Annotated in this window: 11 protein-coding genes; 1 reads left to right on the forward strand and 10 read right to left on the reverse strand. The window is 32.5% G+C overall.

From position 1 onward, the window contains the following. Positions 1-32: 32 nt before the first annotated feature. Genes ACFFGA_RS07715 through ACFFGA_RS07735 form a run of 5 tightly spaced genes read right to left on the reverse strand, consistent with a single transcriptional unit; the run spans position 33 to position 4,684 of the window. On the reverse strand, positions 33-881 hold the full coding sequence (locus ACFFGA_RS07715) for a 5-oxoprolinase subunit C family protein (RefSeq protein WP_386062047.1): 849 nt from the start codon (positions 879-881) through the stop codon (positions 33-35). Then, positions 874-1,605: a 5-oxoprolinase subunit PxpB gene (gene pxpB / locus ACFFGA_RS07720; RefSeq protein WP_386062050.1), complete on the reverse strand. Its 732-nt coding sequence runs from the start codon at positions 1,603-1,605 to the stop codon at positions 874-876. Before pxpB ends, ACFFGA_RS07715 begins: the two co-directional genes overlap by 8 nt. 6 nt (positions 1,606-1,611) lie before the next feature. Beyond that, entirely contained in the window at positions 1,612-2,352 is a 741-nt protein-coding gene (gene pxpA, locus ACFFGA_RS07725) for a 5-oxoprolinase subunit PxpA (RefSeq protein WP_386062053.1), read from the reverse strand. Beyond that, positions 2,352-3,578 (reverse strand): Nramp family divalent metal transporter, encoded by a 1,227-nt coding sequence (locus tag ACFFGA_RS07730; protein WP_386062056.1) that lies wholly within the window; start codon positions 3,576-3,578, stop codon positions 2,352-2,354. Before ACFFGA_RS07730 ends, pxpA begins: the two co-directional genes overlap by 1 nt. Further along, positions 3,578-4,684, reverse strand: coding sequence for a DUF2891 domain-containing protein (locus ACFFGA_RS07735; RefSeq protein ID WP_386062059.1), 1,107 nt, complete (start codon positions 4,682-4,684; stop codon positions 3,578-3,580). Before ACFFGA_RS07735 ends, ACFFGA_RS07730 begins: the two co-directional genes overlap by 1 nt. A gap of 152 nt (positions 4,685-4,836) precedes the next feature. Here ACFFGA_RS07735 and ACFFGA_RS07740 point away from each other — a divergent pair, with 152 nt between their 5' ends. Further along, the gene (locus ACFFGA_RS07740) at positions 4,837-7,011 is read left to right on the forward strand and encodes a tetratricopeptide repeat protein (protein WP_386062061.1); all 2,175 of its coding nucleotides are present in this window, start codon (positions 4,837-4,839) and stop codon (positions 7,009-7,011) included. A 64-nt stretch (positions 7,012-7,075) separates the two neighbouring features. Here the strand turns inward: ACFFGA_RS07740 and ACFFGA_RS07745 are convergent, their stop codons facing one another. The 5 genes from ACFFGA_RS07745 to ACFFGA_RS07765 all read right to left on the reverse strand — a co-directional run bounded on the left by ACFFGA_RS07745 (position 7,076) and on the right by ACFFGA_RS07765 (position 16,539). Continuing rightward, complete coding sequence (locus ACFFGA_RS07745; RefSeq protein WP_386062064.1) at positions 7,076-8,500, reverse strand: hypothetical protein; 1,425 nt, start codon at positions 8,498-8,500, stop codon at positions 7,076-7,078. Next, positions 8,497-9,054, reverse strand: coding sequence for an RNA polymerase sigma factor (locus ACFFGA_RS07750; RefSeq protein WP_386062067.1), 558 nt, complete (start codon positions 9,052-9,054; stop codon positions 8,497-8,499). Before ACFFGA_RS07750 ends, ACFFGA_RS07745 begins: the two co-directional genes overlap by 4 nt. A 142-nt stretch (positions 9,055-9,196) precedes the next feature. Then, positions 9,197-10,474, reverse strand: coding sequence for an LVIVD repeat-containing protein (locus ACFFGA_RS07755; RefSeq protein WP_386062070.1), 1,278 nt, complete (start codon positions 10,472-10,474; stop codon positions 9,197-9,199). Between the two features lie 148 nt (positions 10,475-10,622). Beyond that, on the reverse strand, positions 10,623-12,161 hold the full coding sequence (locus ACFFGA_RS07760; RefSeq protein WP_386062073.1) for a YifB family Mg chelatase-like AAA ATPase: 1,539 nt from the start codon (positions 12,159-12,161) through the stop codon (positions 10,623-10,625). Between the two features lie 37 nt (positions 12,162-12,198). Next, on the reverse strand, positions 12,199-16,539 hold the full coding sequence (locus ACFFGA_RS07765) for an FIDD domain-containing protein (RefSeq protein ID WP_386062076.1): 4,341 nt from the start codon (positions 16,537-16,539) through the stop codon (positions 12,199-12,201). Positions 16,540-16,550 lie beyond the last annotated feature (11 nt).

Genomic DNA, 16,550 nt, shown 5'->3' on the forward strand with positions numbered 1-16,550 from the left:
ATGAAATTTTTATTAATTATTTTCTTACAATTTCACTCTTTTAGTCTGATTTTTACGGTATTTCCCATAGTTTTTTGACTAAGTATATTTATAGCATTTTCAGTAAGCTGAAGTATTCTTGGATAACCACCAGTAGTTTGACAATCTCTCATAAGCACTATTAAATTTCCTTGAGGTGTTAACTGCACTGTACCTGGCAAAACAGGAGCGGTTAAAATAGAATCAAGATTGTTTTTTAACAATGGTTCTAGCTGATAAGCCATTCTATTATTAAGGCTTGATACGCTAAAATCATTTTCAAAAAGAAGTTCCTTCTCACTGTTTTTTAACGCACTAAACTCAGGACCTGCAAAGGCTTCAAGAGTATTGTCTGCTATAACCGAGTCATCATATTTTACACTAGCATGGAATTTTTCAAACGTAACGGGTGAACTTTTATAGCTTAATTCATCTCCTTTTTGTATGGTGCTATTTTCTGTAATCGATTTAAATTGGCTTCTACTGTTAAGTACAAGTTCTGTTTTAAAACCGTCTTTTATGGCCAAGTAAGTTCTAAACCCAACTACTGCTCTGCCAAAACTCAATATATCATTAGCATTAATTACAATAGGACTGTTCATTTGTACCGATTTACCATTAAGCTGAGGATTCATATTAGCACCAGAAATTGCTATTATTGTTGGTTTAGCAAATTGAAATACACCACCAATCATAGTCATTTCAATAAATGCAGCATTATCTGCATTACCTAACAACGCATTTGCAAACCTACTTGAATACTTGTCCATAGCTCCAGAAACTGGCACACCATAAATCCTAAAGCCAAAACGTCCCTCATCTTGGATGGTAGAATAAAATCCAGATTTTAAAACCTTAAGCATCTTCAATTAGGGATTTTATCTGAAATTTAGAATTTCTTATACGTTTTTCAATATCAAGATACTCAAGTTTTGAAATTGATTTAAACTTTATCTTGTCTCCTGGTTTTATTGCGCAAGGTGGATTTTGATCAGAATTGAATAACGAAATTGGTGTTTTTCCAATAATATGCCATCCACCTGGACTGTCTTGAGGATAGATTCCAGTTTGCTCTCCACCAATGGCAACTGACCCTTTTTTTACATTTAAATTTGGTGTTGATTTTCGGTCAAAAAACAGTCTTGAATCTAGACCACCTAAGTATAAAAATCCTGGTAAAAAACCGATAAAATAAACAGTGTAAATTCTGCCAGAATGCAACTCAATAATCGCATCTTTTGACAGCTTTTTTTGCTTTGAAAAACCTTCTAAATCTACACCAAATTCAGTATCATAACAAACAGGGATTTCCCAAACTGAAGAATCAATAACATCAGTCTTATTTTGTCTTTTAAAAATGGATTTTAACTTAAAAATTTCATCATTGATATTATCAATAGTAAATTTATATATAATTAATATTGAGGAATATGTAATGATTATTTCAACCTTTTCTTTAATATGTTTTTTTTCAATACCATTTTTGAATTTTAGGATGCTTTTTAGGTTATTTTCATTAATAATCTCTGGCCACTTTATTAAAATTGAGTGTTCATTATACTGGGAATATTGAAGATTAAACTCCATATAAAATTACTGAATTATAATATTATTTTTTGGTAATTTCTTATTCAAATATTTTAAAATTTCCAATGCGTTTTTTGTATCTCCATGCACACAAAAAGTTGATGCTTTTAGGGGCACTTCTACTCCATCAATTACACTTACTTTTTGATGCTGAATCATCAACAATATATGTCTTAAAATTTCATCTTTTTTTTCGAGAATTGCATTCTTATTTTTTCGAGATACCAACGAAAGATCGTTATTGTAATTTCTATCTGCAAAAGCTTCATACGTCACTTCAATTTGCTCCGCTTTCGCTATTTCAGCAACAACCGAATTACAAGGTGCATAAAGTTTTAATGGCAAAGCGATACTTTTAATAACCTCAACTATCACTTTTGCTGTTTTTTCATCTTTTGTTGCCAAATTGTACATAGCACCATGAGGCTTAATATGATGTAACATGGCATTTTCTGTCCGCAAAACATCCTGAAGCACTCTTATTTGCTGTTTTAAGCTCGTATATAAGTCCGCAGCAGCCATTTCCATAATTTTCCTGCCAAAGTTAGCTTTATCCGGAAATGATGGATGTGCTCCAATCTTAACATTATGCTCCTTGGCCAACCTAACCACCTCAGTCATTGTAAAGGTATCACCTGCATGGCCACCACAAGCAATATTACATGATGATAGATAAGGCATTAAGTGAGATTCGTTATCTAAACCTTCACCGACATCTGCGTTGATATCTATACTATAATTAGTCATCAGATTAAATTGAACACACTTAGAATCCCTTTTACACCTAAAAAGATAGTGATTATTAGAATTATAATTCCAAAAACATTCTGAAGTTTTGAGTTTTTATAATTTCCTAAAACTGAAGATTTATTCATCACCCAAAGCAAAAATCCAGCAATTATAGGCAGTAATAAACCATTAGTCACTTGAGCAAATTTTATAATTTCTATAGACTTAAAGCCTATAGTAGAAAATAAAACACCCAATCCTAGTATCACCATCCAAACTGATCTAAAACGTTTCGATTTTAGATTAGAATCCCAACCTAAACATCCACTCGCTACATAAGCTGCTGCTAACGGAGCAGTGATTGCACTTGTAATTCCTGCAGCAAATAAACCTATGGACAGGAAGTATTTTGCATAACTTCCAAATAAAGGCTCTAAGCCTTTTGCCAAATCTGAAGCGTTAGTAATATCCTGTGCAGGAATTGCAGAAGCCGAAATAATAATACACATAGACACCACACCTCCTAAAACCACGGCAATTATAGTATCTTTTTTAGCATAGCCTAAATCGCTTTTGTTTTTCCACTTTGTTTTTGCCAAAGCCGCATGAAGAAACAGATTATAAGGCACTACTGTTGTACCAATAAGCCCAATAATGGTTAAAATACTTTGTTCTGGAAATTTTGGAACAAAAACCCCTTTTAAAACCTCTATTATATTTGGCTTAGTAATTATAGCCGTTATTAAAAACGCTAAACTCATTAAAATCACTAGAAAAACCAAGACTTTTTCCAATACTTTATAATTCCCAATATAGAGCAATACAAATGCAACCAAGCCAATAATTAAACTCATACTTTTAAGTTGCAAACTCCCAATGTCAATAGTTGGATTTCCAAATATGGTCTGCATTCCCAAGGCACCACCACTTATATTACCAGCTTCGTAAGCAGCATTTCCTATGACTATTGCGCTTAGAATTAATAAAATAGCCAATACTTTTAAAATTGGGCTTTTTATTTCTGCCCTAATGATTTCGGACAATCCTTTTTGAGAGACAACACCCAATCGTGCTGCCATTTCTTGGAGTACTATTGTAGCGACAATAGACAACAACATTGCCCATAACAAAGCATACCCAAAGTTAACACCAGCCAAAGTACAGACTGTAACTGTTCCTGGTCCAATAAAAGCAGCAGCTACTAATGGCCCTGGGCCAATGTTTTTAAAAAATTTCTTTACCATTATTCTATGGAATTGAGCGCGTAAATAGCAAAACTCCCTAACCAATGACCACCTTCGTAGCTATCTCCAACAATACTTGGCAGTGAATGATTAATGTGTTTATTTGCAATATTTCTGAGATGTTCAAACTCTGGAATGTCTTTAGCTATTTCATTGAGACTCCACGCTCTTGAGAAGTTAACACCATCGAGATGCACTAACTTGCCGTCTGTTCTATCTGAGACTTTACCAACTTCCAAATCAAAGTCCGTATTATTAAGTTCTGGCATAAAATCATTAATCCATATTTTGAATTCATCTAAAGACAAAACACGTTTCATCAACGCTGCTTCTTCCAAACATGGAGATAAAAAATCAAAACCACTTGGCTCCCATTCTATCGGACAATCTTGGTCGTCACCATAAAAATCTCTGGCACGTTGCTCAATAAGGTTCTTTAATTCCGAATGACCAACAGTTACAGCATAATCATAAGCGAAACTCAATCCGAAAGCCGTATTTGTATGTTCACCTACTCTAATTGGATAGTTGAGTTTAGGCAGAAATTCCAGATATTTACTAACAATTAAATCGGTTAAAGGTTGAAGACAATATTCAAGTTTTCTAGCTCTAATATTATCCCATTTATGTAATTCTTCAGCAAGTTTTAACAACCAAGCCCAACCATAGGTGCGCTCAAAGGATTTATTATGCTCTCCTTTAAAATAGGCAACCTCATTTTCTATATTTTCTATAGAAAAGCTTTTGGTCAAATATTGTTGTATCTCAAAACTTTTATCAAGATCAGGGAATTGACGCAATAAGCTCACTAAGCTCCAATGCCCATGCACAGCAGAATGCCAGTCAAAGCAACCATAAAACGTTGGATGTAATTCTTTTGGAGATTGTAAATCCTCATCACTTCCTAAAGTTTGTCCTAATTTGTTTGGATACTCAACGGTAACGCAGGCTAAGGGTAATTCTGCCAAGTTGTTAGCCTGTTGTAGGTTTAAGGTTGGGACTTCTACTTTTTCAATTGCTCTACTTTTAATAGCGGAATCATTCTTTTCAGAATTTTGGCAACTCAACACTACAAACAAAGCAAAAATAAGATAACAGTATTTCATAATATTAAATAAGATGCTAGTAAAAATACAATATAATTGCGCTTTATATAACTTTTAATAACATCACAATACAAATAGTATAAATAGTTATTATATTTAAATTTTTATATCAGCATTCTGTTTGCAAACCAACTTGTTTTAAACTACCAAAAATGTCAACCGTAAGCAACCGAAAAAAGAAATTGATTAATACATTAAAGTTTTTTGCCGCATATTTAGTTGCTGCCTGGACATTTTTGCAGTTTGTAGACTGGGTTTTAAATCGTTATCATATTTCACCGCATTGGGTAGATATATTACTTTGGTTCTTTATAGGTATTTCTCCTTCATTACTCATTTATTTGTATCATCAGGAACGTTTGAATAAGCGTGTCATAAAACTTCGCGAAAAAATTTTTATTCCTCTCAATATATTTCTACTCATTATCGCATTATATTTTGGATTTGGCAATAGTGACCTTGGCGCTACTACTAAAAATATTTCTTACGAGAATGAAATTGGGGAAATAGAAACTAAAACCATTACCAAAGAAGAGTTTAGAATTGGCATACCTATTTATGGATTTAAACAGATTGACAAAGACAGCACTACGGATTGGATGCGATACGGAATCGGGAAATTGCTCTACGAAGATTTATTACAAAATAAAAATTTAAGCCCTGAATTTGAGTACATTACCAGCACAACAACTAAAATAAGAGAAGCATCATTATTTTATGATTTTTATGTAGATGGAAGCTATCAAAAAGTAGGTGATGAAATTAAAATTACAACACATATAAGAAAAGCCAATAACGGAAAGTCCATTAAAAAACAGACTTTTACTGGACCAGACTTTATGAAATTACTAGATGATATAAGTGTTTTTATCACTTCAGAGGCTGGTTTAGTTGAAAACCATAATAATCTTAATTATATCGACTTACCAATAAATGAGTTTATAAGCAACTCTTTGCCTGCATTAGAAGCTTATGTTAATTATGATTATAGAAAGGCCTATGATATTGATAAATATTTTGCATTAGCATATTTAGAAGAAGCAAAACGAAATACTTTGTATAATAGAGGTAAACTTGAAACACAAGATATTATTGACAAAGCATTTTCACTAAAAAACAAATTGCCCTTACAAAAGCAGTTAGAGATTTATATTCAAAGAAGTTTAGCCTACGAACGCTATGATGAAGCTGAGAAACAAGTAAAATTACAATTAGAAGTTGACCCTACTAACGAATTTTACAATAGGGTATTATTTGCCATTTATGGAGAAACCAAAAACACAGAAGGATTTATGGCTGCTGCTGAAAAGTTGTTTAATGATGATGCTAATTCTTTTTCAGGACTTAATTTAGCAGAAGCTGCAATGGTAAATGGTGAAGAAAATCAGATTATTGAAGCTGTAAATAAATATGAAGTTATACAACCAGCAATAAGTGCCATAAAAATAGAGCCTTTGATACTAAAGGGAGACATAAAGAAAGCTAGGTCTGTTTTTGAAGAATATAAATTATCTAACCCAAATAATTCTAATAGAAATAGAGCATATGATTCTATATTTAATTATTTAAAAGATAACAAACCAAAAATTGATGATTTAAAGCAATTTACAGGCATTTATAGATCTCAGAATAATGAACTTCTTCTAGAGTTTTGGATTAAAGATAATAGATTAATCCGTTTTGTTAAAAACCAAACTATGGATATTATGATACCTGCTGGACCAGATGCTCTAGGAGGTGGTTTTATACAAAATGGAACTTTTTATGGTAAACTTATCAAAGACAATAATGGGAAGATTATTGGGCTTCATAATTATCAATTTAATTGGAACAATACTATTGATAGGTTCCACTGGAAATTAGACGACCACATTTTAGCAGCTAATGAAGCTTATGAAAATCAAGACTTAAAAGCAGCTGATTCACTTTACAAAATTGCCTTTAAATACAATCCAAAACATAGCTATCTAAAAAATATCTCAGAACACATAAACTACATTACTAGCAAGAATATTGATTCTATACAGCTACAAAACGAAAAATTTGCAGGTACATACGGTTCAAGAAAATTTTGGATTGAAGACAATAAGCTTTTTTACAAACGCAAAGGAGAAGAAACTGAATTGGTAAAAGTTGAGTTATTACCTATTTCCGAGAATCGCTATATTGATCTAACCAGATTAGGCACTATCATGGAATTTGCAGAAGATCCATCAGGGAAACTAGCTTCAAAAGCTTATAGCTACGTCGTTGGAAAAGAATTACGATTCGAGTGGGAATTTGTCAATAATGAAGAGGTAGTCAATTACTTTTTAAAAGACGACTAACCCAAAACCTCCCATCCTAATAAATTGTGATACTAACTAATTCTTACAAGATAGTCTTAAAAAACTAAAGTCTAAATCGCAAACCAAATAGAAATCTTAGTTGAGTATTACTGAAGCTTTGATTGTTATTATCTATTGGTTTTTGGAAATAATTGTAGCTCGGCTCAAAAAACAGAATCCATTTTTTTGTGAATTCATAGGAGATGTTGGAGTTTATAGTTCCGCCAAAAATCGTTGAATTAGCAGCAAGGTTTTCTCCTATTTCTTTACCATCTAAAAATGCCTTGTTGCTTGTTATAAAATTCACATTTCCACCAACACCAAGTGACACATCGTATTTGTTTTTTGCGATTAACTTATAAGACACCTCAAAAGGCACTTGTATATAATTAAACTGTTGCTGAAGACTACCTTCACTATAATTATCGACTGCAACTGAACCATCATTAACCAATTGTTCTGAAGGTATAAATAAAATATATTCATTATCCACAATCCCTTGTGAAGCATCTGCTGAAAATGCATTTTCTGAACTCGCGTAGCCTATATTGTTTATTTCCTGACCTAAAACATTTTTACCAATACCAGATTTTATAACCAATCGGTCTGTAATAGCATAAGCCACCTTAAACGTATAAACAAAGTCGTTTTGAGATGCAGTATTAACCTTAGTATCTTGAATGGTTGATTCTGCAGCCGTATTTGACAAACCACCCAAAACTTCTACAGACCATTTTGATGTTTCAAAAACATCAGTATTTATAGAATCGTTTATGGTTTTATTTTCAGCTAAAAGCGTCTCAGATATGTCTAACAGTGTCTTGACTTTAACTTGAGAGATAGAGTCATTACCAGCAATTGCTACATCTTTTATGATTTCTATTTTATTTATATTCTCATCTTTTTTGATAAGAGCAACTTCGCTATCAATACTACTTTTATCATAATCATTTATTTTGTCTTTATTTATAGTTTGCGCATAGCCTTCATTTAATTTAGACTTAAGTTTTTCATCTTTGTTGATAGCATTTTTTTCAGGTATTTGCTCTGTAAGATTACTATTCCTTTTTTCCTTTTGTTTTACTGGATTCGTACTATTTGACAACTGTTTTTGTTCTAATTCATCATTAAACTGCTCTTTTCTATCATTTATACTTTCTTTTAAACCCTCCTCATTGCCATTATTTGTTACAATGCCGTCAATTGGTTTTGTGGTCTTAGAATCTAGTTTATTATTTGAAGGTTCTTTAGGCTGCTCTGTATCTGTAATGTGTTCAGTAGGCTGAGTACCATCTTTAACTGAATTTGTAAATACATATCCAAACAACACCAATAATACTGCAGCAGCAGAACCCCAAAACCACAGGATTCCTCTTCTTTTCTTTTTGGGATGAAGTCTTGCTTCAATATTATCCCATAGTTCCTTAGGAGGCTCTTTAGAAAACCCTTCTAATTCACTGTATATGTCTTCAATATTATCCTTCTTCATGACACTTTTTTGTTTAATTCTTCATTAATCTTTGATCGCAACATTGCTTTAGCTCTGCTTAACAAAGATTTTGATGTTCCTACTGCCATTTGTAATTTATCTGCTATTATTTTATGGTCATAGCCTTCAAACACAAAAAGGTTGAACACCATTCTATAATTATCTGGCAATTGCTGAATGTGTTTTAATAACTCATTTTGAGATAGCGTTATAGTACTAGGCTCGTTAGCACCATCCTCAATACTGCTATTTAAGTCAACATCTTCAATTGCTACATGTAAGCGACGTTGTTTTTTTCGCAAAACCTCTAAAGCTTCATTAACAAAAATTCGCTTTGCCCAACCTTCAAAACTCCCTTTATATTTATATTGGTCAATCTTTTGAAACAGAGTAATAAAGGCGTCTTGGAAAACATCATCTGCTTCGACTTTATTTTTCATATATTTTAGACAAATACCGTACAATACAGGAGAAAGCAACGCATATAATTCACGTTGCCCTTCCCTATCTTTCTCAACACATTTTTGTATGAGTATTCGTAGTTTTTTGTCCAAACTGGTACTAGTCTATATGTTTGTTAAAGTCTTATCTGATATAGTAAGATAAAGGTTTTTGTCAAAATTAATGGATCATAATTACTTTAATTAATGTTTACCAAAAGTCATAAAACCAGAAATAAGAATGCAGTTTTAATATTTAAAATTGAACTGTACTAATTAACTCTAACCCAAAATTATCAGCATAGTTATATTGATATATCACATTTTCACCAACAGCAATTAAATGCGTTGATAACGGAATCACATCTTTAGATGTACCTTGATAGGTATTTTCTAACACTAGCTGGTTAGGATTCTGAGCATCAAACACTTGAATTCCCTCATCGTTACACACATAAAGCACATCATTTTTAATTCCTAAACCGTAAGGATTAGATAAAAAATATGTTGAATACTCTACAGGCATTGTAATATCAGAGATATCAATGACGTTGATTTGGTCTTCAATGGCACCACAATCATTTCCTCCCCTTACTGTTATATAGGCCGTATCCAAATCCACTACTACTGGATCACAACCTGTAGCATGTGTAAAAGACGACGTGTAGGTTGGGTTAAACTCATCTTGTAACCCAACAATATGCATACCGTTGGTTGCACCTATAAACAAATAGTCCTTTTGAATAAACGTAGTTTCGAGCACAGCACCTCCAAACCAGCCACCTAACCATATTTCTGATGTTAAGGAAATGGAATTATAATCCGAAATATCGAAGGTGTTTAGCTGATAATCTTCCAAGGTATATAGCGCATTGCCATAAATTTGAAATTTTGCATAAGAGCCACCTGTACCTATATCGTTCACTGCGGTTGCACCATCAAAAACTCCATTAAACAATTCTAAATTCCACTGATAAATATTCTGCGTGTTTTCTGCTTCAGACCTCTCCATATAAATGGTAGTAAAACTTGCGATAAAATCATCTTCACTTGCCGGATATTCATTAGAATAATAGGTAACATCCTCAGGATAATCCGCATAATAAACAAGCAGATCCTCTTCAACATTTACAAGCTCTATGTTAGATATATTGCTGATATCAAACACTACTAAATCCATAAAATTATCTGCATAAAGAATATTGTCCTTTATAGAAATATCATGTACTCCTTCTAGCTGAATAAACACTAGATTTTGAGGAGATGCAGGATTTTGATTATCAAATATGTGTATTCCTGAATTTTGAGCAATGTAAAATAGCAGGTCATTATAAACATAGATTTTTCCATCTGAATTTGTTGCCTGAGCACTCTTAATGGCAATGGAATTCCTAACTTCAGATTTAGATTTTATAACAGGAACAGTTACAGCAACAGGGTCTAGCAACCTTAGACCATCATCGTCATTGTTGCAATTTGTAAGTTGTAAACACAATATTACAACCAAAACTAAGGGTAGAATTTTGTTTTTCATCAGCTTATATTTTTTTGGTTAATTAAAAGTCTTAAGAAATTCACTATTAGAAATCATCGGTTGAATTCAAAAAATAGCTAATTCCATTAGAACTGTTTTATTATAAGATGAAAAAAATGCAAAAGGTTGCAGTAGTTTTATAAAAAAATTATCCAAGCCAACCTTCGCGATCTAAACTTCTGTATTGAATAGCTTCACTGATATGATTGCCTAAAACGTCCTCAGAACCTTCCAAATCTGCTATACTTCGTGCTACTTTTAGTATTCTGTCATATGCTCTTGCAGATAAATTTAAACGTTCCATGGCAGATTTTAATAATTGTAAAGATGCTTCATCGAGTTTACAGTATTTCCGAATTTGCTTCGTATTCATTTGCGCATTGTAATGCACATTATCTAAATCTTTAAAGCGTTGGGTTTGAATTTCTCTCGCATTAGTAACGCGTTTTCTAATATCAACCGATGACTCTCCCTTTCTATCATCCGATAGTTTTTCAAAAGGTACTGGAGTCACTTCGATGTGGATATCAATTCTATCCAATAATGGTCCGGAAATTTTACTGAGATAACGTTGCATTTCTGCAGGACTTGATGTTACTGGCGCATCAGGATCGTTAAAATAACCTCCTGGACTTGGATTCATACTCGCCACCAACATAAATGAACTTGGATATGTTACGGTAAACTTTGCTCTGGAAATCGTCACCTCTCTGTCTTCAAGTGGTTGACGCATCACTTCCAAAACTTCACGCTTAAACTCTGGCAATTCATCTAAGAATAATACACCATTATGTGATAAGGAAATTTCGCCCGGTTGCGGATAGCTTCCGCCTCCGACAAGTGCGACGTTAGATATTGTATGATGTGGACTTCTAAACGGTCGCTGCGCCATTAAACCTGCATGTGCTTTTACACGACCAACTACCGAATGGATTTTTGTGGTCTCCAAAGCTTCGTGAAGTGTCATTGGCGGCAATATGCTCGGCAATCGCTTTGCCAACATGGTTTTTCCACTTCCTGGTGGCCCAATAAGAATAATGTTATGACCTCCAGCTGCTGCAATTTCCATACAACGCTTTATGCTTTCCTGTCCTTTTACATCTGCAAAATCGAATTCAGGAAAGTCAAGGTTTTTATAAAACTCTTCTCTAGTGTTTATAATCGTTTCTTCTATTGGTTCATCTTTATCAAAATGATTGATGACTTGTATAATATTGTCAACACCATAGACTTTTAAATCGTTGACAATTGCTGCTTCTTTAGCATTTTGGCTCGGCAGAATAAAACCTTTAAAACCTTCTTCCCTAGCCTTTACAGCAATTGGCAAAGCTCCTTTTATGGGCTGCAGACTGCCATCTAAGGACAATTCTCCCATAATGAGATAGTCTTCTAAATCTTCAGCTTTAATTTGGTCTGATGCAGCGAGAATGCCGACTGCTAAAGTTAAATCATAAGCAGAACCTTCTTTACGCAAATCGGCTGGTGCCATGTTGATGGTAATCTTTTTGCCTGGAATACGATAACCGTTATTTTGTAATGCTGCTGCAATACGGTAATTACTCTCTTTTATTGCGTTGTCTGGAAGTCCTACCAAATGGTAGCCAACACCTTTATCTACATTGACCTCAACGGTAACTGTTGAAGCTTCAACACCAAAAACGGCACTTGCGAAAACTTTTTTGAGCATGAAGAATTGATTTTCTATAAATCACTAAGATAACAAGCTATCTAATAAGAGCAAAATGTCCTGTATAGGTTTTTCCATTTTGGCGTTCCAACACAAACCAATAATCACTACTAGGCATTTGCAAACCATTATAAGTACCATCCCAACCCACTGACTCAGGGTCTAACTCTAACAATAATTTTCCGTATCTATCGAAAATATATAACTTATTGAGAAGTTCTTTATTAGCGTTGTCAAGTTGCCAATAATCATTCTCTGTATCGTTATTTGGTGTAAAGAATTTTGGGTATCGTATTAAAAACAGTTCTTTGATGTAAACACCACAGCCATTCCTATCTCTTACATAAATTGTATAATCACTTTGATTTAAGTCATAAAAAATATTTGAATCTTGATATGTAATTCCATCTAAAGAATATTCGTAATCTCCTATTCCGCTAGCAATAATTTGAATATCACTTGAGATTATAGACTCGTCTATCACAACTATTTCTACAGAATCAGGCACTTCAGATTCGTAAACAACAAACGTTTTAGAAACTTCACAAGATATCTCAGGATAATCTCGAAGTACGGTTATACTATAATCACCTGCTTCTGTAATTGTTATACTTGAAGTTGTTATTCCATTAGACCAAAAGTAGTAGTCTAAACCATCACCTGCTGAAACAATTAAACTTTCACCTTTACATAAGTAATACTCATTTTGGATTTCTGAAATATCAGGAACTGGTTTAACAACAAAATTAAAATCACTTATATCATAGCAATCAATGTTTTCTTGACTTGAAACTCTAACATAAATTGTTTGGTCGTCGGTCGACCCAATCACTTCTTCTTGTAATGGATTTATATTTTCTAAGGCATTATCATAAGATTCAAAATAGGATATTATATATTGACTTGTTGACAATTCATTTAATATTTCTTCACTTATTGATTGTAAATCTACATTTTCGAATCCATCATTACTTTCATCATCACAGAGTATTATATCTGACAAATCACCAACAACTGGTCTTGTTGAAGAAATAATATTAAATGATCCGACAGAATAGCACTCAGGAAAATTAACATTTTCAATCCTATAATTTATTTCAGCTTGGTTTAAATTTTGAAAATCTACATTTATTATATCATCATATAATACACCATTATTATAAGCATTTATTTCAGAATTTGTAATATTATTTTCATCTAGCGAAGCATCAAGATATTCTCTCAAATAAAATATTTGTTCCTCACCTTCTTCAAAACAGAGATAAACATCATCGATTTGGATGTCTTCAGGCTTCAAAGCTACTTCAAAATTAATGTCAATCTCCAGTGGGCATAACATAGGATCTAGAGTATTAGTTACAATTGCCCTAATTGTTGCACTTTCACTTAATGAATATTCGTTTGGAAAGGGACTTTCTATTAAGTTACTATTCTCATCATGGTATGAAATCTCTAAGTCACTTTGTCCGTTTAAAATAGAGCTTTCTAAATTACTTGTATCAAAGGTAAAATAGCCATCAGAAGTATCTAAGCAACCAAAATAATCTGGTACTTCACCTATATCATAATCTGAATTTATAAACAGAGTAATAGTAGTTGTCACTTCACAACCACCAGAAGGAATATTTTGATTTTCTGCAATTATAGAAACTATTATATTGGTCATAGGCTCTGATGTTATATAAGGGTCTGGCAGCGGATTAGGCAATTCATTTCCTTCTACATCATAATAGCGAAAACTAACATCTATTGTTTGTAAATCAGAAAGTAAATATTCAAAATTTGATGTAGAAAATTCCACTAAACCATCATTATCATAATCACATTCTTCAATAAACAAAGGACCTGTTATTAAAGGCATCTCAACTACGTGCAATGTTATGTAATGCCCAACACCCAAACATTCACTGTTTAGAGAGTTAACTACCCTGACATATATATCTTGAGCAATAGGTGTTGTGTTGGTATAATTTGCAATATCCTGTATTGGATTTAAATTTCCATATGCATCCAAGAGACTTTCATGATAAGAAATATTTAAATTCTGACCATTTGGAAACATTGCTTCAATTTCTGAATTTACAATACTGAAATCGAATACGGAAATACCATCATGAATATCCATTGATGCATCACATTCATAAAACTCTCTAAAATACGTATCCGGAATCTGTGTTGAAGTAACGTTTAAATTAACTTGGGAAGTGACAAAGCAACCATATTCATTTTCAACTCTTGCCCAAACTGTATCCGTGTCTATAACCTCATTGACATACTGTGTTGGCTGTGTAATTGCATCTGTATCTGTTTCTGCATCTTGTTGCGACTCGTAAAACGTAATCGTTTCGTCTAAATAGTTTAAAGATAATTGCACATTGGCTTCGGTGATGTTAAATGTGGTAAAACCATCCAAATTATCATCGCATTGGCTTAAAGTAACTAGTGAATTAGTGATTGGTAATGCGTATACCTCAATTTCAAAAAATGTCTCCCCAGATTTATCAGAGTCGAATAAGTGCTCTGCTTTTATGTAAATTATTTCTGATTGAAAAGTATTTTCATATACTTCAGGATTTAAAATAAGATTAGTTAATGCTTCATCTTTATAATATGAAATTTGATAGTTAGATAGCGGTTCATTAATTAATATTTCATCTTCATTTTGAGTTAAATCAAAATTAACAAGACCATCTGTGTCTGTTCCGACAGAAGCGTTATCACATAAAGATAAATTAGGCATATTCTGATTAATTATATCGCCTAATACCACACCACACTCTTCATTGAATTTAGTAATTGTACCATCTCTACCATTGAAACTTTGCGCATTAAGAAAATGTCCGAAATTTTCATAGTTTTGAGGTCCGTTATTATAAAACCATATGTTTCGGCTTATATAATAATTGTCATTAGAATCTTTAAAAAAACCACTAATCCTGTCTCCAACAAAATGATGTTGTTCATTAATTCCGCTACTTACAACACGATTTAAATTTCCATCAGCATCATAAATCGCTAAAAAATAATCGTCTGAATAGAATAAAGCTTCTATATTATTCCCATCTGAACTTAAGAACTCTACTTCTTCAGGCAAAAATTGAAAAGCTTGAACTTTACCTACTACAATGATTTCGTCGTTTGATTTTATGACTTTATACCCTGTTCCAGAATAAGAATGAGCCGCACCTTTAATCCATTCACATATTCCATTAGTATTAACTTTAGCAATAAAAAAAGTACCCACATTTTCAGAGGTTATTGTACCATCAGTGTTCTCAAAAATTTGATCTGGATTATTATTATTTCTACAATCGTTAGAACCAGTTATATAAGAATTTCCTTGTTCATCAACAATAGTGGACCAAGCTAAAACTCCTCCATTGTTTACAGGATCGTTTAAAAAACTTTTTACCTTCCATTGAAGTTGGCCATCCTGATTAAATTTAATTAGAAATGTTTTTGATGAATTCCCTGTCCATGAAATAATATCTGGATTATCTGTCTCTCCAGAAGAATAAATTTCTGCATCAAAACTACAATATCCAGTAACATAAACATTATTGTTATTATCACTACCAATATCTATTAGAAACTCACTGTTTGGACCGTCAGTTTTAATACCAGTATACCAAAGTAATTCACCTTGAGGATTAATTTTTAAAACACCTCTATTAACGTAATTAAAATTATTACCCATAATTTCAAAGTTTGATAAATTATCAGTAATGACTCCATTTAAATAAAAATCAAACGTATTATTATTGTAAATATTAACATCTCCACTTAATAATATATTACCCTCTTCATCAATGTTTATTCTTTTACTATAAACATTATCAATGATAATATGCCACAAAATTTTTCCATCTTCATCAAGCTTTATTATAAATCCACCAAACACAGAATCATTTGAATTATTAAATACTATTTCTGTACCCTCAGTATCAAAAAAAGTACCATTAATAGAATGCCCAATAACATATATATTACCTTCATTATCCTCAACAGACCCAAACATTACATCTCTATAAGAATTAGTGTTTTTTTCAGTATATACGATCCATTGAAGATTTCCATCATAATCGTGCTTTGTTAAATAACTCCCGTCTTTATCTTCTAGGTTTGTGTAAATATTATTGTCATTTGAATCGAAAGATTGTTTATTATATTGACCCGTTGTTAGGAAACCACCGCTGACCTCTTCTAAGTCAGTGGTTTCGGGATCGTGATAACCAGGATATTCACTATCATTATATTGACCATTGTATATATCAATTCCATTGTGGATTAATGTCCAACAATCTGTGTTATTTTGTGAAAACGTTATAGAACAAGATAATATGAAGTAAAATGTTAATAAAGAAAAATGTTTTTTCATAACAGTCTTTG

The organism is Winogradskyella pulchriflava (assembly GCF_042434315.1).
GTDB classification, from domain to species: Bacteria; Bacteroidota; Bacteroidia; order Flavobacteriales; family Flavobacteriaceae; genus Winogradskyella; species Winogradskyella pulchriflava.